The organism is Rhizobium jaguaris, assembly GCF_003627755.1.
In the GTDB taxonomy this organism is placed as follows: Bacteria; Pseudomonadota; Alphaproteobacteria; order Rhizobiales; family Rhizobiaceae; genus Rhizobium; species Rhizobium jaguaris.
The window spans coordinates 1,775,993-1,794,915 of the sequence record NZ_CP032694.1; the positions used below are offsets into that span (position 1 = coordinate 1,775,993).

An 18,923-nucleotide genomic window follows, 5' to 3' on the forward strand; every position below is an offset into this window, starting at 1 on the left:
CGGTTTCCGAAAGGCAGTCCACCATGGCTCGCGAATATAAAATCGAAGACTACCGCAATTTCGGTATCATGGCGCACATCGACGCCGGCAAGACCACGACCACCGAGCGTATTCTTTACTACACCGGCAAGTCGCACAAGATCGGCGAAGTCCACGACGGCGCAGCCACCATGGACTGGATGGAGCAGGAGCAGGAGCGTGGCATCACGATCACCTCCGCTGCCACCACCACCTACTGGAAGGGCCGTGACGGCAAGACGCGCCGCTTCAACATCATCGACACCCCTGGCCACGTCGACTTCACCATCGAAGTCGAGCGTTCGTTGCGCGTTCTCGACGGCGCCATCGCGCTGCTCGACGCCAACGCCGGTGTCGAGCCGCAGACGGAAACCGTTTGGCGTCAGGCTGAGAAGTACAATGTCCCGCGGATGATCTTCTGCAACAAGATGGACAAGACCGGCGCCGATTTCTATCGCTCGGTCGAAATGATTAAGACCCGTCTTGGCGCCACCGCTGTCGTCATGCAGTTGCCGATCGGTGCCGAAACCGAATTCAAGGGCGTCGTCGATCTGATCGAGATGAATGCTCTCATCTGGCGCGACGAGTCGCTCGGCGCTCAGTGGGACGTCGTTGAAATCCCGGAAGACATGAAGGCCAAGGCCGAAGAATATCGCGAAAAGCTGATCGAGACCGTTGTCGAGATCGACGAAGCCGCGACTGAAGCCTACCTCGAAGGCAACCTGCCGGACAACGATCAGATTCGCGCGCTCGTTCGTCGCGGCACGATCGATGTCAAGTTCCATCCGATGTTCTGCGGCACCGCCTTCAAGAACAAGGGTGTTCAGCCGCTGCTCGATGCCGTTGTCGACTACCTGCCGTCGCCGCTCGACATTCCGGCGATCAAGGGCATCGACTTCAAGACCGACGCCGAGATAGAACGTCATGCCGACGACAACGAGCCGTTGTCCATGCTGGCGTTCAAGATCATGAACGACCCCTTCGTCGGTTCTCTGACCTTCGCCCGTATCTACTCCGGTAAGCTCGAAAAGGGTGTATCGGTCATGAACACGGTCAAGGACAAGCGCGAGCGCGTCGGCCGCATGCTGCAGATGCACTCGAACTCGCGTGAAGACATCGAAGAAGCCTTCGCCGGCGACATCGTTGCTCTGGCCGGCCTTAAGGAAACCACCACTGGCGATACGCTCTGCGATCCGCTGAAGCCGGTTATCCTCGAGCGCATGGAATTCCCCGAGCCGGTCATTCAGATCGCGATTGAGCCGAAGACCAAGGGCGACCAGGAAAAGATGGGCCTCGCGCTCAACCGTCTGGCTGCCGAAGATCCGTCCTTCCGTGTGAAGACGGACCAGGAATCGGGCCAGACGATCATTGCCGGCATGGGTGAACTTCACCTCGACATCATCGTCGACCGCATGCGTCGTGAATTCAAGGTCGAAGCTACCGTCGGCGCGCCGCAGGTTGCTTACCGCGAAACGATCACGCGTCAGACCGAGAAGGACTACACCCACAAGAAGCAGTCGGGTGGTACCGGTCAGTTCGCTCGCGTCAAGATCGTGTTCGAACCGAACCCGGAAGGCGACGAATTCAAGTTCGAGTCCAAGATCGTCGGCGGTGCTGTTCCGAAGGAATACATCCCGGGCGTACAGAAGGGTATCGAAAGCGTTCTGTCTTCGGGCCCGCTGGCTGGCTTCCCGATGCTCGGCGTCAAGGCGACGCTGATCGACGGCGCCTTCCACGACGTTGACTCGTCGGTTCTGGCCTTCGAAATCGCCGCACGTGCCTGCTTCCGTGAAGCAGCTCGCGAAGCTGGTGCCCAGCTCCTCGAGCCGATGATGAAGGTCGAAGTCGTGACGCCGGAAGACTATGTCGGCGACGTCATCGGCGACCTGAACTCGCGTCGTGGCCAGATCCAGGGCCAGGAAAGCCGTGGTATCGCCGTTGTCATCAACGCGAATGTCCCGCTGGCAAACATGTTCAAATACGTCGACAACCTGCGCTCCATGTCTCAGGGCCGTGCGCAGTACACCATGACCTTCGATCATTATTCGCCGGTCCCGTCGAACGTCGCACAGGAAATCCAGGCAAAGTATTCCGGTCAGAAGTGACCGGAATACCAATTGACCGATAACAAGAATTGATCCCTTCGGGGACAGGAAAAACGGAGAGCCGAAAATGGCAAAGAGTAAGTTTGAGCGCAATAAGCCGCACGTTAACATCGGCACGATCGGCCACGTTGACCACGGCAAGACGTCTCTGACGGCAGCGATCACGAAGTTCTTCGGTGAGTTCAAGGCGTATGACCAAATCGACGCGGCACCGGAAGAAAAGGCTCGTGGCATCACGATTTCGACGGCTCACGTTGAATATGAGACGGCTGCCCGTCACTATGCGCACGTCGACTGCCCCGGCCACGCTGACTATGTGAAGAACATGATCACGGGTGCGGCGCAGATGGACGGCGCGATCCTGGTTTGCTCGGCTGCCGACGGCCCGATGCCGCAGACGCGCGAACACATCCTGCTCGCCCGCCAGGTTGGCGTTCCGGCGATCGTTGTGTTCCTGAACAAGGTCGACCAGGTTGACGACGCCGAGCTTCTGGAGCTCGTCGAGCTTGAAGTTCGCGAACTGCTGTCGTCCTACGACTTCCCGGGCGACGACATTCCGGTTGTCAAGGGTTCGGCGCTTGCAGCTCTGGAAGACAGCAACAAGGAAATCGGCGAAAACGCGATCCGCGAACTGATGGCAGCCGTTGACGCCTACATCCCGACGCCTGAGCGTCCGATCGACCAGCCGTTCCTGATGCCGATCGAAGACGTGTTCTCGATCTCGGGCCGTGGTACGGTTGTGACGGGCCGCGTCGAGCGTGGCATTGTCAAGGTTGGTGAAGAAGTCGAAATCGTCGGCATTCGTCCGACGTCGAAGACGACGGTGACCGGCGTTGAAATGTTCCGCAAGCTGCTCGACCAGGGCCAGGCCGGCGACAACATCGGCGCGCTGATCCGCGGTGTGAACCGCGACGGCGTCGAGCGTGGCCAGATCCTGGCAAAGCCGGGCACTGTTAAGCCGCACAAGAAGTTCAAGGCCGAAGCCTACATCCTGACGAAGGAAGAAGGCGGCCGTCATACGCCGTTCTTCACGAACTACCGTCCGCAGTTCTACTTCCGCACGACGGACGTGACGGGCATCGTGACGCTTCCGGAAGGCACGGAAATGGTTATGCCTGGCGACAACATCACGGTTGACGTCGAGCTGATCGTTCCGATCGCGATGGAAGAAAAGCTGCGCTTCGCGATCCGCGAAGGCGGCCGCACCGTCGGCGCCGGCATCGTCGCTAGCATCGTCGAGTAATTCGAAGTCGGCCACTTCATCCGAGTGGCCGATTCGATGACAATAATATGATGCAAGCGGCGGTAGCCGCTTGCTTATGACATCGAAATGTTGCAAATGGCGCGCGAGCGCGATTTGCGCCCTGCTTCGAATAACGAAGCGGCCAATGAGATTAACAATAAGGTGGGCCGAAAGGTCTAAAGAAGTGGATGGGGATGCCGCAGCCGGCGTCCCTCTCGATCTTTGAAACCGGTGGTCCGCCTTAGGAAAAAGAACAATGCGTGCCCTTTTTTAGCGGCACGCGAGATAACAAAACACAAGGATAACGTCGAATGAACGGCCAAAATATCCGCATTCGCCTGAAGGCGTTCGATCACCGGATTCTCGATGCTTCCACGCGCGAGATCGTGTCGACGGCGAAGCGCACCGGTGCTAGCGTCCGGGGCCCCGTTCCGCTTCCGACCCGTATCGAGAAGTTCACGGTTAACCGGTCCCCGCACATCGACAAGAAGAGCCGCGAGCAGTTCGAGATGCGCACGCATAAGCGCCTTCTCGACATCGTTGACCCGACCCCGCAGACGGTAGACGCGCTGATGAAGCTCGATCTCGCCGCCGGTGTCGATGTTGAGATCAAGCTCTGAGACCTCTGGTCCTCGAGCTGAGTGAGAAGGATTGAACCGATGCGTTCAGGTGTGATTGCACAGAAGGTGGGAATGACCCGCGTCTATAACGACGCCGGCGAGCATGTCCCGGTAACCGTATTGCGTTTGGATGGCTGCCAGGTCGTGGCTCAGCGCACAGTTGAAAAGAATGGCTACACCGCAGTTCAGCTCGGTGCCGGCCAGGCGAAAGTCAAGAACACGACGAAGGCCCTGCGCGGTCACTTCGCCGTTGCCAGCGTTGAGCCGAAGGCCAAGCTCGTAGAATTCCGTGTCACGGATGAGAACCTGCTTGAAGTCGGCACCGAGCTCAATGCAGGTCACTTCACGGCGGGCCAGCTCGTCGATGTGACTGGCACGACGATCGGTAAGGGCTTTGCCGGCGCCATCAAGCGCCACGGCTTCGGCGGTCTGCGCGCCACGCACGGTGTGTCGGTTTCGCACCGCTCGCACGGTTCGACCGGCTCGCGCCAGGACCCGGGCAAGGTGTTCAAGAACAAGAAGATGGCTGGTCACATGGGCCAGACGCGCGTCACGACGCAGAACCTCGAAGTGGTATCGACCGATGAAGATCGCGGTCTGATCCTCGTCAAGGGCGCAGTTCCCGGCTCCAAGGGTGCCTGGATCATCGTGCGCGATGCCGTCAAGTCGGCTGCGAAGTAAGGGAGCCAAACCAATGGAATTGAACGTCAAGACCCTCGAGGGAAAAGACGCTGGGAAGGTTTCCCTTTCTGATGCGATTTTCGGCCTCGAGCCGCGTGAGGACATCCTCGCACGCGTCATTCGCTGGCAGCTCGCCAAGAAGCAGCAGGGCACGCACAAGGCCCAGGGCCGCGCTGAAGTGTCCCGCACCGGCGCCAAGATGTACAAGCAGAAGGGTACGGGCCGCGCTCGTCACCATTCGGCTCGCGCTCCGCAGTTCCGCGGCGGTGGTAAGGCTCACGGCCCGGTCGTGCGCAGCCACGAGCACGATCTGCCGAAGAAAGTTCGCGCCCTCGGCCTGCGTCACGCTCTGTCCGCCAAGCTGAAGTCCGAAGACGTCATCGTCATCGACAGCCTGGTTGCAGCCGATGCGAAGACCAAGGCCCTGGCCAGCACCTTCGAGACGCTTGGCCTGACCAACGCGCTCTTCATCGGTGGTGCTGAGCTGGACAGCAACTTCAAGCTCGCGGCCCAGAACATCCCGAACATCGATGTTCTGCCGATCCAGGGCATCAACGTTTACGACATCCTGCGCCGCGGCAAGCTCGTGCTGTCCAAGGCTGCAGTTGAAGCTCTAGAGGAGCGATTCAAGTGACGGATCTTCGCCATTACGATGTGATCGTTTCTCCTGCGATCACCGAAAAGTCCACGCTGGTTTCGGATAACAACCAGGTTGTTTTCAACGTTGCCAAGACCGCGACGAAGCCGGAAATCAAGGCTGCCGTCGAAGCGCTGTTCGGCGTCAAGGTCACGGCCGTCAACACTCTGCTGCGCAAGGGCAAGGTCAAGCGGTTCCGCGGCCTGGTCGGCAAGCAGAAGGACGTGAAGAAGGCTGTTGTGACGCTCGCCAAAGGCCAGTCGATCGACGTCTCCACCGGTCTCTGAGGAATAAGAAAATGGCATTGAAAACATTCAATCCGACGACCCCGAGCCAGCGTCAGCTGGTCATCGTCGACCGGTCCTCGCTCTACAAGGGCAAGCCGGTCAAGACCCTGACCGAAGGCCTGACCTCCAAGGGTGGCCGCAACAACCTGGGCCGCATCACCGTGCGCTTCCAGGGCGGCGGTCACAAGCGCAGCTACCGTCTGGTGGACTTCAAGCGTCGCAAGTTCGACGTCGAGGCAACCGTCGAGCGCATCGAATACGATCCGAACCGTACCGCTTACATCGCGCTGGTGAAGTACACGGACGGCGAACTGGCCTATATCCTGGCTCCGCAGCGTCTTGCTTCCGGTGACAAGGTCATCGCTTCGGACAAGGCTGTGGACGTGAAGCCGGGCAACACCATGCCGCTTCAGTTCATCCCGGTCGGCTCCATCATCCACAACGTGGAAATGAAGCCGGGCAAGGGCGGCCAGATCGCTCGCTCCGCCGGTTCGTACGCCCAGCTCGTCGGTCGTGACCAGGGCATGGCGATCCTTCGCCTGAACTCCGGCGAACAGCGCCTCGTGCACGGCTCTTGCCTGGCAACGATCGGCGCCGTTTCGAACCCGGACCACGGCAACATCAACGACGGCAAGGCCGGTCGTTCCCGTTGGCGCGGCAAGCGTCCGCATAACCGCGGCGTTGTCATGAACCCGGTCGACCATCCGCACGGCGGTGGTGAAGGCCGCACCTCCGGTGGTCGCCATCCGGTGACCCCGTGGGGCAAGCCGACCAAGGGCAAGCGTACGCGGTCGAACAAGTCGACCGACAAGTTCATTATGCGCTCGCGCCATCAGCGCAAGAAGTAAGAGAGGAAGTCTCAAGTGGCTCGTTCAGTATGGAAAGGTCCGTTTGTTGACGGCTATCTTCTCAAGAAGGCTGAGAAGGTGCGCGAAGGCGGACGCAGCGAAGTGATCAAGATGTGGAGCCGTCGCTCCACCATCATGCCGCAGTTCGTTGGTCTCACCTTTGGTGTTTACAACGGCAGCAAGCATATTCCGGTCAGCGTCAATGAAGACATGGTCGGACACAAGTTCGGCGAGTTCGCCCCGACCCGTACCTATTATGGTCACGGTGCGGACAAGAAGGCGAAGAGGAAGTAACAATGGGCAAGGCAAAAACCGAACGCCGGCTGAAGGACAATGAAGCGCAGGCAGTTGCGCGCACGCTCCGTGTCAGCCCGCAGAAGCTCAACCTGGTCGCGGCTTCTATCCGCGGCAAGAAGGTTGATCGCGCGCTCGCAGAGCTGGAATTCTCGCGCAAGCGCATCGCTGGCGCCGTCAAGAAGACGCTCGAATCCGCGATCGCCAACGCAGAAAACAACCACGATCTTGACGTTGACTCGCTGGTCGTTGCGGAAGCCTACGTCGGCAAGTCGATCGTCATGAAGCGTTTCCACGCTCGTGGCCGTGGCCGCGCATCTCGCATCGAGCGGCCGTTCGCGCACCTGACGATCGTCGTTCGTGAAGTGGAAGCTCAAGGGGAGGCCGCGTAATGGGTCAGAAAATCAATCCGATCGGTTTTCGTCTTGGCATCAACCGTACTTGGGATAGCCGCTGGTTTGCGGACAATGCCGAGTATGGTCAGCTCCTCCACGAAGACCTGAAGATGCGCAAGTTCGTCATGAACGAACTGAAGCAGGCCGGTATCTCCAAGGTGGTCATCGAGCGTCCGCACAAGAAGTGCCGCGTCACGATCCACTCGGCTCGTCCGGGCCTGATCATCGGTAAGAAGGGCGCTGACATCGACAAGCTCCGCAAGAAGCTGTCGGACATGACGAATTCCGAAACGCATCTCAACATCGTTGAAGTGCGCAAGCCGGAAATCGATGCGACGCTGGTTGCCCAGTCGATCGCTCAGCAGCTCGAGCGCCGTGTTGCTTTCCGTCGCGCTATGAAGCGCGCCGTTCAGTCCGCGATGCGTCTTGGCGCCGAAGGCATCAAGATCACCTGCGCCGGCCGTCTCGGCGGTGCAGAAATCGCTCGTACGGAATGGTACCGCGAAGGTCGCGTGCCGCTGCATACGCTGCGCGCCGACATCGACTACGGCACGGCTGAAGCAGAAACCGCATTCGGCATCTGCGGCATCAAGGTCTGGATCTTCAAGGGCGAAATCCTTGAACACGATCCGATGGCCTCCGAACGCCGCGCGCTCGAAGGCGACGCTCAAGGTCCGGCTAGCCGCGATCGCGATAGAGACCGCCGCCGCGACAACGCTTGATAGCGTTCGTGGCAGATAAGTTCGGAGAATAAGAAAATGTTGCAGCCAAAGCGTACGAAGTACCGCAAGCAATTTAAGGGCCGCATCAAGGGCGTTGCCAAGGGTGGTTCTGACCTCGCGTTCGGCGAATTCGGTCTGAAGTCGCAGGAGCCCAACCGCGTCAACGCTCGTGAGATCGAAGCGGCTCGCCGCGCGATCACGCGCTACATGAAGCGCGCCGGCCGTGTATGGATCCGCGTGTTCCCGGATGTTCCGGTAACCGCAAAGCCGACCGAAGTCCGCATGGGTAAAGGTAAGGGCTCTGTCGAATATTGGGCATGCAAGGTCAAGCCTGGCCGTATGATGTTCGAGATCGATGGTGTGAGCGAGGAAATCGCTCGCGAGGCTCTGCGCCTCGGCGCCGCCAAGCTCTCGGTCAAGACGCGCTTCGTGCAGCGCATTGCAGAGTAAGGAAGAAGCTCATGAAAGCCGCAGATGTTCGCGCCCTGAGCGCCGACCAACTCAAGGACGAGCTTGCCAAGCTGAAGAAGGAGCAGTTCAATCTGCGCTTTCAGAAGGCGACCGGCCAGCTTGAAAAGTCCTCGCGCATCAACGAAGTCCGCAAGGACATCGCTCGCGTGAAAACCATTGCCCGCCAGAAGGCGGCAGAAGCAAAGGCCTAAAGGAAGAATAACATGCCGAAGCGCATTCTGCAGGGCGTCGTGGTCAGCGACAAGAACGAGAAGACGGTAGTTGTCCGCGTTGAGCGTCGTTTCGCTCACCCGCTGCTCCAGAAGACCGTTCGTCGTTCCAAGAAGTACAAGGCTCACGACGAAAACAATCAGTACAAGGTCGGCGACGTCGTTTCCATCGAGGAATGCGCACCGATCTCCAAGGACAAGACCTGGACGGTCGTTTCCGCCCAGACCAAGTAACAGAATTTCGCTCAGGCCCTTGCGCTTGGGCGAAATATCTGTATGAAGCACGAGCTTGGAAGCAGGACGCTCGAGAACGGGCGTTCTTTTGCTTTATTGATGGCCGGCGAGGTGACCCAGGCGGTCCCGAGTGCCGGAGAAATCAGACAAGACACTAGTCCATAAGCCGGGGTAGGGGGCTGTTAAGCCCAACCATTCCGGTAACAACAAGAAGGCGACCTGACATGATTCAGATGCAAACAAACCTCGACGTGGCGGATAATTCCGGCGCACGTCGTGTCATGTGCATCAAGGTGCTGGGCGGCTCGAAGCGCAAGTATGCCTCGATCGGCGACGTCATCGTCGTTTCGATCAAGGAAGCCATTCCGCGCGGCCGCGTGAAGAAGGGTGACGTGATGAAGGCGGTTGTCGTTCGCACCGCCAAGGACATCCGTCGTCCGGATGGCAGCGTCATCCGCTTCGATACCAATGCAGCAGTCCTCATCGACAACAAGAAAGAGCCGATCGGCACCCGTATCTTCGGACCGGTTCCGCGCGAACTTCGCGCCAAGAACCACATGAAGATCATCTCGCTGGCTCCAGAAGTACTTTAAGGAGCGGAGCGATGCAAAAGATCCGTAAAGGCGACAAGGTCGTCGTATTGGCCGGCAAGGACAAGGGCCGCACCGGCGAAGTTATTCAAGTGCTGCCGAAGGAAGACCGTGCGGTCGTCCGTGGCGTCAACGTCGTCAAGCGCCATCAGCGCCAGACGCAGACCCAGGAAGCCGGCATCATCAATAAGGAAGCCCCGCTTCACCTGTCCAACATTGCGATCGTCGACAAGGACGGCAAGCCGACCCGCGTCGGTTTCAAGGTTGTAGATGGTAGGAAGGTCCGTGTGGCCAAGACCTCGGGAGAAGTGATCGATGGCTGAGGCAAAGTACGAGCCGCGGCTCAAGAAGGAATATGTTGGCCGCATTCGCGCAGCGATGCAGGAGAAGTTCTCCTACGCCAACGAAATGCAGATCCCGAAGCTGGACAAGATCGTGATCAACATGGGTGTGGGCGAAGCGACGGCTGATTCGAAGAAGCCGACCGTTGCTGCTGCCGACCTGGCTGCCATCGCTGGCCAGAAGCCGGTCATCACCCGCGCACGCAACTCCATCGCAGGCTTCAAGGTCCGCGAAAACATGCCGATTGGCGCCAAGGTGACGCTGCGCGGCGCCCGCATGTACGAGTTCATGGATCGTCTGGTCAACATCGCGCTCCCGCGCGTTCGCGACTTCCGCGGCCTGAACCCGAAAAGCTTTGACGGTCGTGGCAACTTCGCCATGGGCATCAAGGAGCACATTGTGTTCCCTGAGATCAACTACGACAAGGTTGATCAGATGTGGGGCATGGACATCATCGTTTGCACGACGGCGACAACGGACGACGAAGCACGGGCTCTTCTGAAAGAGTTCAACTTCCCGTTCCGTCAATAACCGTAACGACGAGCGTAGAAAAGGAACCCTGATATGGCGAAGACAAGCGCAGTCGAAAAGAACAAGCGCCGCCGCAATACGGTTGCCAACCAGTCTGCTAAGCGGGCTGCCCTGAAGGCAATCATCATGAACCAGTCTCTTTCGATCGAAGAGCGGTTCAAGGCTACCCTGAAGCTGGCATCGCTCCCGCGCGATGGATCCAAGACCCGCATTCGCAACCGTTGCGAAGTATCGGGCCGCCCGCGCGCCTATTACCGCAAACTGCGCATGTCGCGTATCGCGCTGCGTGAACTCGGCAACCTCGGCAAAGTGCCGGGCGTCGTCAAGTCGAGCTGGTAAGGAGCAGATTAGATGACTATGACTGATCCTTTGGGCGATATGCTCACCCGTATCCGCAACGGTGCTTCTCGCCGCAAGTCGTCGGTTTCGACGCCTTCGTCCAAGCTCCGTGCGCGTGTTCTCGATGTTCTGCAGGCTGAAGGCTACATCCGTGGCTATTCCGTCGTCGATTTCGGCAACGGCAAGTCTGAGATCAACATCGAACTCAAGTACTACGAAGGCGCATCGGTGATCCGTGAGATCGGCCGTGTGTCCAAGCCGGGCCGCCGAGTTTATGTCTCGGTGAAGTCCATTCCGCAGGTCGCGAACGGTCTCGGCATCATCATCCTTTCGACTCCGAAGGGTGTGATGGCCGATCACCAGGCTCGTGAACAGAATGTTGGTGGCGAGGTTCTCTGCTCGGTCTTCTAAGATCGAACAGGGATCTCCTTCGAAACAGACAGGTTTGAAAAAATGTCTCGTATCGGTAAGAAGCCCGTTCAGGTGCCTGCAGGAATCACGGCCTCGGTTGATGGCCAGAAGGTGACTGCTAAAGGCCCCAAGGGCGAACTGTTTTTCGTCGCTAACGACGAAATCGGTCTCAAGCTGGAAAACAATGCAATTGTCGTAACGCCGCTCAGCGACTCCAAGGATGCTCGTGCAAAGTGGGGCATGTCCCGCACGATGATCGAGAACATCCTGAAGGGTGTTAAGGACGGCTACGAGCGCAAGCTCGAAATCAACGGCGTCGGCTACCGTGCTGCCATGCAGGGCAAGAACCTGCAGCTCGCGCTCGGCTTCAGCCACGACGTGATCTACGAGCCGCCGCAGGGCATCACGATTGCTGTGCCGAAGCCGACGGAAATCGTCGTCACCGGCATCAACAAGCAGCAGGTCGGCCAGGTTGCCGCTGAAATCCGCGAATATCGCGGTCCTGAGCCCTACAAGGGCAAGGGCGTAAAGTATGCCGGCGAGCGGATCGTCCGCAAAGAAGGCAAGAAGAAGTAAGGATCACGCGAAATGGCTAGCAGGAAAGAAGCACTTGCACGTCGTGCCAACCGCGTGCGTCGTCAACTCAAGTCGGTGGCCAATGGCCGTCCGCGCCTGTCGGTTCATCGCTCGTCGAAGAACATCTACGCCCAGGTCATCGATGATGTGGCCGGCAAGACGCTTGCGTCTGCCTCCACCCTCGACAAGGATCTGCGCGGTTCTCTGAAGACCGGTGCCGACACCGCAGCCGCAGCCCTCGTTGGCAAGCTCGTTGCCGAGCGCGCCTCCAAGGCCGGCGTCAAGGAAGTCGTGTTTGACCGCGGCGCCTTCATCTATCACGGCCGCATCAAGGCTCTGGCCGATGCAGCCCGCGAAGGTGGTCTGACCTTCTGATTAAGTTTCCGGCCGGTGGCCTTCGGGCGCCGGCCGGATATCACCGGACCGCTGATCTCCTTCGGGAGGTCGATGCGGTCTTCGTTTTGTTTGCCGATTGCACCCGGAAAAGAAAAAGGAAGAGGACAATGGCACAGGAAAAGAGGGCTCCGCGGGAAGACCGCCAGAGCCGTGAAGAGCGCGATAGCGAATTCGTCGACAAGCTGGTCGCGATCAACCGCGTCGCCAAGGTTGTAAAGGGTGGCCGCCGTTTCGGTTTCGCCGCTCTCGTCGTCGTCGGTGACCAGAAGGGCCGCGTCGGCTTCGGTCACGGCAAGGCACGCGAAGTGCCGGAAGCGATCCGCAAGGCAACCGAAAGCGCCAAGCGCGACATGATCTTCGTACCGCTGCGTGACGGCCGTACGCTGCATCACGACGTCCATGGCCGCCATGGCGCCGGCAAGGTTCTGCTGCGCTCGGCCAAGGTCGGTACCGGTATCATCGCCGGCGGCCCGATGCGCGCCGTTTTCGAAACGCTCGGCGTTCATGACGTCGTTGCCAAGTCGACCGGTTCGTCGAACCCGTACAACATGGTTCGCGCCACGTTCGACGCCCTGAAGCACCAGGTTCACCCGAAGGACATCGCAGCTCAGCGCGGCATCAAGTATGCCACTCTGCAGGCTCGCCGTACGTCCTCGGGCAACGCCTCCGAAGAATAAGGGAGTTTGACCTATGGCCAAGACGACCAAGAAGGCTGAAGCCAAGGCGACCGTTACGGTCGAGCAGATTGGCAGCCCCATCCGCCGTCCGGATGTTCAGCAGAAGACGCTGATCGGTCTCGGACTGAACAAGATGCACCGTCGCCGCACGCTGGAAGACACTCCGGCTGTTCGTGGCATGATCCGTGCTGTCCAGCATCTCGTTCGCGTTGTCGACGAGAAGTGAGCCGGAGGTATTCGCTATGAAACTGAATGAGATCAAGGATAACGAAGGCTCGACCCATAGCCGCAAGCGCCTCGGCCGCGGCATCGGCTCCGGCTCCGGCAAGACCGGCGGCCGTGGTGTGAAGGGTCAGAAGTCCCGTTCGGGCGTTGCCATCAACGGCTTCGAAGGCGGCCAGATGCCCATCTACCGTCGTCTGCCGAAGCGCGGCTTCACCAACATCTTCGCTGCCGACTATGTCGTCGTGTCGCTCGCTCGCATCCAGGCTGCCGTCGATGCCGGTAAGCTCGATGCCAAGGCAACAGTCGATGCTGCCGCCCTCAAGGCTGCCGGCGTGATTCGCCGCGTCAAGGACGGCGTTCGCGTTCTTTCGGATGGCGAACTGAAGGCGAAGCTTTCGCTGGAAGTTGCAGGCGCCTCCAAGCCGGCGGTCGAAAAGATCGAAAAGGCAGGCGGTTCCATCAAGCTGCTCGCTTCTGTCGCAGAATAATCTTATCAATAAATCGCCCGGGGTGCTTCACACCGGGCGATTTTGCTCCCATATGTGAGCCTCACGAACCTGAATGATGCAGCAGTGTCTTTCCGGGGAATAACGGGAACCAAGGGTGAGGCATCCGATTGCAGCGCAATCCGTCCAAAGCCCGGCTTTTAAACAATTAAAGACTGATTCCGGACCCGGCCGATTATGCCGGAATTGGTAATGCGGAGATTTGCATGGCTTCTGCAGCGGAACAATTGGCATCCAATCTCAATTTTGCGACCTTTGCCAAAGCCGAGGATCTCAAAAAGCGCCTGTGGTTCACGCTCGGTGCTCTCCTCGTCTACCGTCTGGGTACCCATATCCCGCTTCCGGGGCTCAATCCGGCGGCCTACGCCCAGGCCTTCCAGAATCAGTCCGGCGGCATTCTCGGCCTTTTCAACATGTTTTCCGGCGGTGCCGTGCAGCGCATGGCGATTTTCGCGCTCGGCATCATGCCCTATATCTCCGCTTCGATCATCGTGCAGCTCATGACCTCGGTCGTGCCGGCGCTCGAGAACCTGAAGAAGGAAGGCGAGCAGGGCCGCAAGATCATCAACCAGTACACCCGTTACGGCACGGTGTTGCTCGGCGCTTTGCAGGCCTATGGCATTGCGATTGGCCTTGAGCACGGCAATGGCGTCGTCCTTGATCCAGGCTGGTTCTTTCGTCTTTCGACCGTCGTCACGCTGCTCGGCGGCACGATGTTCCTGATGTGGCTCGGTGAGCAGGTCACGTCGCGCGGTATCGGCAACGGTATTTCGCTGATTATCTTCGCGGGCATCGCAGCCGGTCTGCCGACCGCTCTTGCTGGTACGCTCGAACTCGGCCGCACCGGCGCTCTGTCGACCGGTCTGATTCTTGCGGTGCTCGTCGTGGCTGTCCTGGTCATTGGGCTGATCGTTTTCGTCGAGCGCGCCCAGCGCCGCCTGCTGATCCAGTATCCGAAGCGCCAGGTCGGCACCCGTATGTTCCAGGGCGATACCTCGCACCTGCCGCTGAAGCTCAACACATCAGGCGTTATCCCGGCGATCTTCGCATCGTCGCTGTTGTTGCTGCCGGCGACGGTTGCTGGTCTCGGCAATAACACGGCCCTGCCGACTTGGGTCACCTCGATTGTCGCTGCCCTTGGTCATGGCCAGCCGATCTACATGGTGCTCTACGGTGCCCTGATCGCCTTCTTCGCCTTCTTCTATACCGCGCTCGTCTTCAATCCGAAGGATACGGCCGACAATCTGAAGAAGCACGGCGGCTTCATTCCGGGTATCCGCCCGGGTGAGCGCACCGCTGAATACATCGATTATGTGCTGACCCGAATCACGGTGATCGGCGCGATCTATCTTGTCTTCGTCTGCATTCTGCCCGAAATTCTCGTGTCCCAGACCGGTATTCCGCTGTCTCTGGGTGGCACTTCGCTTCTGATCGTGGTTAGCGTAACGCTGGATACGGTGGCGCAGATTCAGGGTCACCTGATCGCACAGCAATATGAAGGCCTGATCAAGAAATCGAAGTTGCGTGGAGGAAAGAGGGGGCGATGAGATTGATACTTTTGGGGCCGCCGGGAGCAGGTAAGGGGACCCAGGCCCAGCGTATCGTGGAAAAGTACGGCATTCCGCAGCTTTCCACGGGTGATATGCTGAGGGCCGCGGTGGCAGCCGGGACTGAAGTAGGCAAGCGCGCCAAGGCCGTTATGGACGCCGGCAAGCTTGTTTCGGACGAAATTGTCAACGCCATTGTGTCCGAGCGTATCGATCAACCGGATTGCGCCAAGGGCTTTATTCTCGATGGTTTTCCGCGCACGCTCGTTCAGGCTGACGCGACGGAAGCGATGCTGAAGACGAAGGGTCTCGACCTTTCCGTCGTGATCGAGATCAAGGTGGATGACGCCGTGCTCGCCGATCGTATTTCGGGCCGTTATACCTGCGCCAATTGCGGCGCCGGTTATCACGACGAAAATCTGAAGCCCAAAGAAGAAGGTGTGTGCGACCGTTGCGGTTCCACGCATTTCAAGCGTCGCGCCGACGACAACAGAGAGACCGTCGTCGAGCGTCTGCAGGTCTACTACAAGGAAACGTCGCCGCTCATTGGCTACTATTATGCCAAGGGCAAGCTTCAGTCGGTCGACGGCATGGCCGATATTGAGCATGTGACGGCCGATATCGAGGCCATCCTTTCTAAGCTTTAGATAGCTTAAAATAAACTTGTCGGGGGCGGTTGCTTTTTTGCGCTGATTCCGCTAAACACCGCGCCAACTCGCGACATGCCATGCGATCGGCGCGGATTTCCGTAGGGAGGTCCGGGTACGGTCGTTTTGACGTGTTACGGACCCGAATTGAACAAGCAGCTCCAGGGCTGCATAACAAAGCCCTTTGCTCAGGCAAAAGGAATGCAAGGAGAACAGGCGTGGCTCGTATCGCTGGCGTCAACATCCCGACTGCAAAGCGCGTAGTTATCGCGCTTCGTTACATTCACGGGATCGGACCGAAGTTTGCACAGGAAATCTGCGAAAAGGTCGGTATTCCGGCCGAGCGTCGCGTCAATCAGCTGACGGACGCCGAAGTTCTGCAGATCCGCGAAACCATCGACCGTGACTATCAGGTCGAAGGTGACCTTCGTCGCGAAACCGCGATGAACATCAAGCGTCTGATGGACCTCGGCAGCTACCGCGGCCTGCGTCATCGTCGCGGCCTGCCGGTTCGCGGCCAGCGCACTCATACCAATGCCCGCACCCGCAAGGGTCCGGCAAAGGCTATTGCTGGTAAGAAGAAGTAATTTCCGGGAAACCGGATGTGGGAGGCTGGCGGTCTGCGCCGGCCTCTTTTGAGTTTGGAGCGGGGCCATATAGGCGTCGTTCCGGTGTAGCCGCTGGCATTACGGCGGTGAAGAGATCCAAGAAAGGACTACCATGGCCAAGGAAGCCGTCCGCGTTCGCCGTCGCGAGCGCAAGAATATTACGTCGGGCGTTGCGCACGTCAATTCGACCTTCAACAACACGATGATCACCATCACCGACGCACAGGGCAACGCCATTGCCTGGTCGTCCGCTGGTGCCAAGGGCTTCAAGGGTTCGCGCAAGTCGACCCCGTTCGCTGCCCAGATCGCTGCTGAAGACTGCGCCAAGAAGGCCCAGGAACATGGCATGAAGTCGCTGGAAGTTGAAGTTTGCGGTCCGGGCTCCGGTCGTGAATCCGCTCTGCGCGCGCTCCAGGCTGCCGGTTTCATGATCACGTCTATCCGCGACGTGACCCCGATCCCGCACAATGGTTGCCGCCCGCGCAAGAAGCGCCGCGTCTGATCATCGCCACTCACGACACCAGCCGGCACATATGTGTCCGGCTTGGTGCTTCTCAAGCTCGGTTGCCACGATTGGATGGTGGCAACGAACGGAAGGCAAGAACATGATTCAGAAAAACTGGCAGGAACTGATCAAGCCGAACAAGGTCGAGTTCTCCTCGAGCGGCCGCACCAAGGCTACGCTCGTGGCTGAACCGCTGGAGCGTGGTTTCGGTCTCACCCTCGGCAACGCGCTGCGTCGCGTTCTGCTGTCCTCTCTGCGCGGCGCCGCTGTGACGGCCGTGCAGATCGACGGCGTGCTGCATGAGTTCTCCTCTATCCCGGGCGTCCGGGAAGACGTGACGGACATCGTGCTGAACATCAAGGAAATCGCCATCAAGATGGATGGCGATGACAGCAAGCGCATGGTCGTCCGCAAACAGGGCCCAGGCGTTGTAACGGCTGGCGACATCCAGACGGTCGGCGACATTGAAATCCTCAACCCCGAGCATGTCATCTGCACGCTCGACGAGGGCGCCGAAATCCGTATGGAATTCACCGTCAACAACGGCAAGGGCTATGTCCCGGCCGAGCGCAATCGTGCGGAAGATGCTCCGATCGGTCTTATCCCGGTCGACAGCCTTTATTCGCCGGTCAAGAAGGTGTCCTACAAGGTTGAAAACACCCGCGAAGGACAGGTTCTCGACTACGACAAGCTGAGCATGTCGATCGAAACCGATGGCTCGATCACCGGCGAAGATGCCGTCGCTTTCGCGGCTCGCATCCTTCAGGATCAGCTTGGCGTCTTCGTCAACTTCGACGAGCCGCAGAAGGAAGCCGAAGAAGAAGCAGTCACCGAACTTGCTTTCAACCCGGCGCTCCTCAAGAAGGTGGACGAACTGGAACTGTCTGTTCGCTCGGCAAACTGCCTGAAGAACGACAACATCGTCTATATCGGCGACCTCATTCAGAAGACCGAAGCAGAAATGCTCCGCACGCCGAATTTTGGTCGCAAGTCGCTGAACGAAATCAAGGAAGTTCTCGCTTCCATGGGCCTGCACCTCGGCATGGAAGTGCCCGCATGGCCGCCCGAGAACATCGAAGATCTCGCCAAGCGTTACGAAGACCAATACTAACCAACAAACTGCAGGCGAGCGATGCCTGCAAGTGAAGGAGAATAGCCATGCGCCACGGTAAAGCCGGCCGCAAGCTGAATAGAACCGCTAGCCACCGTAAGGCGATGTTCGCCAACATGGCGGCTTCGCTCATCACCCATGAGCAGATCGTCACCACGCTCCCGAAGGCGAAGGAAATCCGTCCGATCGTCGAGAAGCTGGTCACCCTCGGCAAGCGCGGCGACCTGCACGCTCGTCGTCAGGCCATCTCGCAGATCCGCGATGCAGCCGTCGTTTCGAAGCTGTTCGACGCGATCGCAACGCGCTACGCCACCCGCAACGGCGGCTACCTGCGCATCATGAAGGCCGGCTTCCGCCAGGGCGACAATGCCGCTCTCGCAGTCGTCGAATTCGTTGATCGCGACACCTTCGCCAAGGGCGCAGCCGACAAGGCTCGCGTTGCTGCCGAGGAAGAAGCCGCCGCCGCTTAATCGGCTCGCTTCGAATACAAAATTAAGAGGCCGGATGAGCGATCATCCGGCCTTTTTGCGTTTGCGGTCTTCCGGGCGGACTTTCATTCTCCGTGATCGCTATGGAATATCGGCGCTCGACTGCTGAGTCGTAGACCGATCTACGCGCATCTGGCTGTGGGGAGCGTCGCTGGACATGCAGCGAAAACTGACACGGGGAAGATTGTTTCTGTTCCTGACGCTGCTGCTGACCATTGCCAGCGGCCTTGCGCTTCGGCAATATGGCTATGCGATGCATCTGCCTTTTGTGGTCGCCAAATATGGTGGATCGTTCTTGTGGGGAGCGATGGTCTACTGGCTCCTGGCGACAATTTCCATTTCGGCCAGGCGTTTCAGGATCACCTCGGCGGCTCTGATCGTTGCTGTGCTCGTGGAGCTTTTCAGGCTTTGGCATATCCCGGCGCTGGATGCTTTTCGATTGACCACCGCCGGAGCCCTGTTGCTGGGAAGGGTCTTTTCGCTCTGGAATATTTTGGCCTATGCCGCCGGTATCTCGGCGGCGCTGGCGGTTGATTGCGCGCTGTCGAGACGAGGCGCCTAGTTTGATACCAGACGAGCTTCAATCGGCTGATCTGCTGCTATCTGAGTAGCGTCAATCGCTAGCACCCTATTCCGGGCAAACGGAAGCATATCCGATTG

General features: G+C 59.0%; 30 protein-coding genes. All 30 read left to right on the plus strand.

Annotation, left to right across the window (positions count from 1 at the left end):
* The first annotated feature begins 23 nt into the window (after window positions 1–23).
* The 30 genes from fusA to CCGE525_RS08810 all read left to right on the plus strand — a co-directional run bounded on the left by fusA (window position 24) and on the right by CCGE525_RS08810 (window position 18,825).
* A complete protein-coding gene (gene fusA / locus CCGE525_RS08665; RefSeq protein ID WP_120703916.1) occupies window positions 24–2,123 on the plus strand; it encodes an elongation factor G in 2,100 nt (699 codons plus the stop codon).
* Window positions 2,124–2,190: 67 nt separating this feature from the next.
* Window positions 2,191–3,366: an elongation factor Tu gene (gene tuf, locus CCGE525_RS08670; protein WP_120703906.1), complete on the plus strand. Its 1,176-nt coding sequence runs from the start codon at window positions 2,191–2,193 to the stop codon at window positions 3,364–3,366.
* Between the two features lie 311 nt (window positions 3,367–3,677).
* On the plus strand, window positions 3,678–3,986 hold the full coding sequence (gene rpsJ / locus CCGE525_RS08675; RefSeq protein ID WP_003547547.1) for a 30S ribosomal protein S10: 309 nt from the start codon (window positions 3,678–3,680) through the stop codon (window positions 3,984–3,986).
* Window positions 3,987–4,025: 39 nt separating this feature from the next.
* Window positions 4,026–4,667 carry a 50S ribosomal protein L3 gene (rplC, locus tag CCGE525_RS08680; RefSeq protein ID WP_120703917.1) on the plus strand — a complete coding sequence of 214 codons (642 nt, stop codon included), beginning with the start codon at window positions 4,026–4,028 and terminating at the stop codon, window positions 4,665–4,667.
* Window positions 4,668–4,680: 13 nt separating this feature from the next.
* Complete coding sequence (gene rplD, locus CCGE525_RS08685) at window positions 4,681–5,301, plus strand: 50S ribosomal protein L4 (protein ID WP_120703918.1); 621 nt, start codon at window positions 4,681–4,683, stop codon at window positions 5,299–5,301.
* Window positions 5,298–5,591, plus strand: a complete 294-nt coding sequence (locus CCGE525_RS08690; protein WP_120703919.1) for a 50S ribosomal protein L23 — start codon at window positions 5,298–5,300, stop codon at window positions 5,589–5,591. Before rplD ends, CCGE525_RS08690 begins: the two co-directional genes overlap by 4 nt.
* Window positions 5,592–5,602: 11 nt before the next feature.
* Entirely contained in the window at window positions 5,603–6,439 is an 837-nt protein-coding gene (gene rplB, locus CCGE525_RS08695) for a 50S ribosomal protein L2 (RefSeq protein ID WP_120703920.1), read from the plus strand.
* A gap of 15 nt (window positions 6,440–6,454) precedes the next feature.
* Entirely contained in the window at window positions 6,455–6,733 is a 279-nt protein-coding gene (gene rpsS, locus CCGE525_RS08700) for a 30S ribosomal protein S19 (RefSeq protein WP_004118389.1), read from the plus strand.
* Window positions 6,734–6,735: 2 nt separating this feature from the next.
* A complete protein-coding gene (gene rplV, locus CCGE525_RS08705; RefSeq protein WP_004118391.1) occupies window positions 6,736–7,125 on the plus strand; it encodes a 50S ribosomal protein L22 in 390 nt (129 codons plus the stop codon).
* Window positions 7,125–7,850 (plus strand): 30S ribosomal protein S3, encoded by a 726-nt coding sequence (gene rpsC, locus CCGE525_RS08710; RefSeq protein WP_004118393.1) that lies wholly within the window; start codon window positions 7,125–7,127, stop codon window positions 7,848–7,850. The genes rplV and rpsC overlap by 1 nt, the downstream gene beginning before the upstream one ends.
* Before the next feature lie 36 nt (window positions 7,851–7,886).
* Entirely contained in the window at window positions 7,887–8,300 is a 414-nt protein-coding gene (gene rplP / locus CCGE525_RS08715) for a 50S ribosomal protein L16 (protein WP_004118395.1), read from the plus strand.
* An 11-nt stretch (window positions 8,301–8,311) separates the two neighbouring features.
* Window positions 8,312–8,512 (plus strand): 50S ribosomal protein L29, encoded by a 201-nt coding sequence (gene rpmC / locus CCGE525_RS08720; RefSeq protein ID WP_007690763.1) that lies wholly within the window; start codon window positions 8,312–8,314, stop codon window positions 8,510–8,512.
* A 12-nt stretch (window positions 8,513–8,524) separates the two neighbouring features.
* Window positions 8,525–8,764, plus strand: coding sequence for a 30S ribosomal protein S17 (gene rpsQ / locus CCGE525_RS08725; protein WP_120703921.1), 240 nt, complete (start codon window positions 8,525–8,527; stop codon window positions 8,762–8,764).
* A 224-nt stretch (window positions 8,765–8,988) separates the two neighbouring features.
* Window positions 8,989–9,357, plus strand: a complete 369-nt coding sequence (rplN, locus tag CCGE525_RS08730) for a 50S ribosomal protein L14 (RefSeq protein WP_003573790.1) — start codon at window positions 8,989–8,991, stop codon at window positions 9,355–9,357.
* Between the two features lie 11 nt (window positions 9,358–9,368).
* On the plus strand, window positions 9,369–9,677 hold the full coding sequence (rplX, locus tag CCGE525_RS08735; RefSeq protein ID WP_120703922.1) for a 50S ribosomal protein L24: 309 nt from the start codon (window positions 9,369–9,371) through the stop codon (window positions 9,675–9,677).
* Window positions 9,670–10,227 (plus strand): 50S ribosomal protein L5, encoded by a 558-nt coding sequence (gene rplE / locus CCGE525_RS08740; RefSeq protein WP_120703923.1) that lies wholly within the window; start codon window positions 9,670–9,672, stop codon window positions 10,225–10,227. The genes rplX and rplE overlap by 8 nt, the downstream gene beginning before the upstream one ends.
* Before the next feature lie 33 nt (window positions 10,228–10,260).
* Complete coding sequence (gene rpsN, locus CCGE525_RS08745) at window positions 10,261–10,566, plus strand: 30S ribosomal protein S14 (protein WP_120703924.1); 306 nt, start codon at window positions 10,261–10,263, stop codon at window positions 10,564–10,566.
* 12 nt (window positions 10,567–10,578) lie between these two features.
* Window positions 10,579–10,977: a 30S ribosomal protein S8 gene (gene rpsH / locus CCGE525_RS08750; protein WP_028753965.1), complete on the plus strand. Its 399-nt coding sequence runs from the start codon at window positions 10,579–10,581 to the stop codon at window positions 10,975–10,977.
* Window positions 10,978–11,019: 42 nt separating this feature from the next.
* Complete coding sequence (gene rplF / locus CCGE525_RS08755) at window positions 11,020–11,553, plus strand: 50S ribosomal protein L6 (protein ID WP_120703925.1); 534 nt, start codon at window positions 11,020–11,022, stop codon at window positions 11,551–11,553.
* Between the two features lie 12 nt (window positions 11,554–11,565).
* A complete protein-coding gene (rplR, locus tag CCGE525_RS08760) occupies window positions 11,566–11,928 on the plus strand; it encodes a 50S ribosomal protein L18 (protein WP_028753963.1) in 363 nt (120 codons plus the stop codon).
* A 128-nt stretch (window positions 11,929–12,056) separates the two neighbouring features.
* Window positions 12,057–12,626 carry a 30S ribosomal protein S5 gene (rpsE, locus tag CCGE525_RS08765; RefSeq protein WP_028753962.1) on the plus strand — a complete coding sequence of 190 codons (570 nt, stop codon included), beginning with the start codon at window positions 12,057–12,059 and terminating at the stop codon, window positions 12,624–12,626.
* Between the two features lie 13 nt (window positions 12,627–12,639).
* Complete coding sequence (gene rpmD, locus CCGE525_RS08770; RefSeq protein ID WP_007690786.1) at window positions 12,640–12,852, plus strand: 50S ribosomal protein L30; 213 nt, start codon at window positions 12,640–12,642, stop codon at window positions 12,850–12,852.
* A 16-nt stretch (window positions 12,853–12,868) separates the two neighbouring features.
* The gene (rplO, locus tag CCGE525_RS08775; RefSeq protein ID WP_104822792.1) at window positions 12,869–13,339 is read left to right on the plus strand and encodes a 50S ribosomal protein L15; all 471 of its coding nucleotides are present in this window, start codon (window positions 12,869–12,871) and stop codon (window positions 13,337–13,339) included.
* A gap of 224 nt (window positions 13,340–13,563) precedes the next feature.
* Window positions 13,564–14,904, plus strand: coding sequence for a preprotein translocase subunit SecY (secY, locus tag CCGE525_RS08780; RefSeq protein ID WP_120703926.1), 1,341 nt, complete (start codon window positions 13,564–13,566; stop codon window positions 14,902–14,904).
* Entirely contained in the window at window positions 14,901–15,551 is a 651-nt protein-coding gene (locus CCGE525_RS08785; RefSeq protein ID WP_120703927.1) for an adenylate kinase, read from the plus strand. Before secY ends, CCGE525_RS08785 begins: the two co-directional genes overlap by 4 nt.
* A gap of 218 nt (window positions 15,552–15,769) precedes the next feature.
* Entirely contained in the window at window positions 15,770–16,138 is a 369-nt protein-coding gene (gene rpsM, locus CCGE525_RS08790; RefSeq protein ID WP_004118424.1) for a 30S ribosomal protein S13, read from the plus strand.
* A 133-nt stretch (window positions 16,139–16,271) separates the two neighbouring features.
* A complete protein-coding gene (rpsK, locus tag CCGE525_RS08795) occupies window positions 16,272–16,661 on the plus strand; it encodes a 30S ribosomal protein S11 (protein ID WP_004118426.1) in 390 nt (129 codons plus the stop codon).
* Between the two features lie 103 nt (window positions 16,662–16,764).
* Window positions 16,765–17,775: a DNA-directed RNA polymerase subunit alpha gene (locus CCGE525_RS08800; protein WP_028753958.1), complete on the plus strand. Its 1,011-nt coding sequence runs from the start codon at window positions 16,765–16,767 to the stop codon at window positions 17,773–17,775.
* A 47-nt stretch (window positions 17,776–17,822) separates the two neighbouring features.
* A complete protein-coding gene (gene rplQ / locus CCGE525_RS08805; protein ID WP_120703928.1) occupies window positions 17,823–18,245 on the plus strand; it encodes a 50S ribosomal protein L17 in 423 nt (140 codons plus the stop codon).
* Between the two features lie 175 nt (window positions 18,246–18,420).
* Window positions 18,421–18,825, plus strand: a complete 405-nt coding sequence (locus CCGE525_RS08810) for a ribosomal maturation YjgA family protein (protein WP_120703929.1) — start codon at window positions 18,421–18,423, stop codon at window positions 18,823–18,825.
* The last annotated feature ends 98 nt before the right edge of the window (window positions 18,826–18,923 follow it).

Coding starts and splice junctions, on each gene's coding strand:
- fusA (WP_120703916.1), top strand. CDS start 24: ATGGCTCGCGAATATAAAATCGAAGACTACCGCAATTTCGGTATCATG.
- tuf (WP_120703906.1), top strand. CDS start 2,191: ATGGCAAAGAGTAAGTTTGAGCGCAATAAGCCGCACGTTAACATCGGC.
- rpsJ (WP_003547547.1), top strand. CDS start 3,678: ATGAACGGCCAAAATATCCGCATTCGCCTGAAGGCGTTCGATCACCGG.
- rplC (WP_120703917.1), top strand. CDS start 4,026: ATGCGTTCAGGTGTGATTGCACAGAAGGTGGGAATGACCCGCGTCTAT.
- rplD (WP_120703918.1), top strand. CDS start 4,681: ATGGAATTGAACGTCAAGACCCTCGAGGGAAAAGACGCTGGGAAGGTT.
- rplB (WP_120703920.1), top strand. CDS start 5,603: ATGGCATTGAAAACATTCAATCCGACGACCCCGAGCCAGCGTCAGCTG.
- rplV (WP_004118391.1), top strand. CDS start 6,736: ATGGGCAAGGCAAAAACCGAACGCCGGCTGAAGGACAATGAAGCGCAG.
- rpsC (WP_004118393.1), top strand. CDS start 7,125: ATGGGTCAGAAAATCAATCCGATCGGTTTTCGTCTTGGCATCAACCGT.
- rplP (WP_004118395.1), top strand. CDS start 7,887: ATGTTGCAGCCAAAGCGTACGAAGTACCGCAAGCAATTTAAGGGCCGC.
- rpmC (WP_007690763.1), top strand. CDS start 8,312: ATGAAAGCCGCAGATGTTCGCGCCCTGAGCGCCGACCAACTCAAGGAC.
- rpsQ (WP_120703921.1), top strand. CDS start 8,525: ATGCCGAAGCGCATTCTGCAGGGCGTCGTGGTCAGCGACAAGAACGAG.
- rplN (WP_003573790.1), top strand. CDS start 8,989: ATGATTCAGATGCAAACAAACCTCGACGTGGCGGATAATTCCGGCGCA.
- rplX (WP_120703922.1), top strand. CDS start 9,369: ATGCAAAAGATCCGTAAAGGCGACAAGGTCGTCGTATTGGCCGGCAAG.
- rplE (WP_120703923.1), top strand. CDS start 9,670: ATGGCTGAGGCAAAGTACGAGCCGCGGCTCAAGAAGGAATATGTTGGC.
- rpsN (WP_120703924.1), top strand. CDS start 10,261: ATGGCGAAGACAAGCGCAGTCGAAAAGAACAAGCGCCGCCGCAATACG.
- rpsH (WP_028753965.1), top strand. CDS start 10,579: ATGACTATGACTGATCCTTTGGGCGATATGCTCACCCGTATCCGCAAC.
- rplF (WP_120703925.1), top strand. CDS start 11,020: ATGTCTCGTATCGGTAAGAAGCCCGTTCAGGTGCCTGCAGGAATCACG.
- rplR (WP_028753963.1), top strand. CDS start 11,566: ATGGCTAGCAGGAAAGAAGCACTTGCACGTCGTGCCAACCGCGTGCGT.
- rpsE (WP_028753962.1), top strand. CDS start 12,057: ATGGCACAGGAAAAGAGGGCTCCGCGGGAAGACCGCCAGAGCCGTGAA.
- rpmD (WP_007690786.1), top strand. CDS start 12,640: ATGGCCAAGACGACCAAGAAGGCTGAAGCCAAGGCGACCGTTACGGTC.
- rplO (WP_104822792.1), top strand. CDS start 12,869: ATGAAACTGAATGAGATCAAGGATAACGAAGGCTCGACCCATAGCCGC.
- secY (WP_120703926.1), top strand. CDS start 13,564: ATGGCTTCTGCAGCGGAACAATTGGCATCCAATCTCAATTTTGCGACC.
- CCGE525_RS08785 (WP_120703927.1), top strand. CDS start 14,901: ATGAGATTGATACTTTTGGGGCCGCCGGGAGCAGGTAAGGGGACCCAG.
- rpsK (WP_004118426.1), top strand. CDS start 16,272: ATGGCCAAGGAAGCCGTCCGCGTTCGCCGTCGCGAGCGCAAGAATATT.
- CCGE525_RS08800 (WP_028753958.1), top strand. CDS start 16,765: ATGATTCAGAAAAACTGGCAGGAACTGATCAAGCCGAACAAGGTCGAG.
- rplQ (WP_120703928.1), top strand. CDS start 17,823: ATGCGCCACGGTAAAGCCGGCCGCAAGCTGAATAGAACCGCTAGCCAC.
- CCGE525_RS08810 (WP_120703929.1), top strand. CDS start 18,421: ATGCAGCGAAAACTGACACGGGGAAGATTGTTTCTGTTCCTGACGCTG.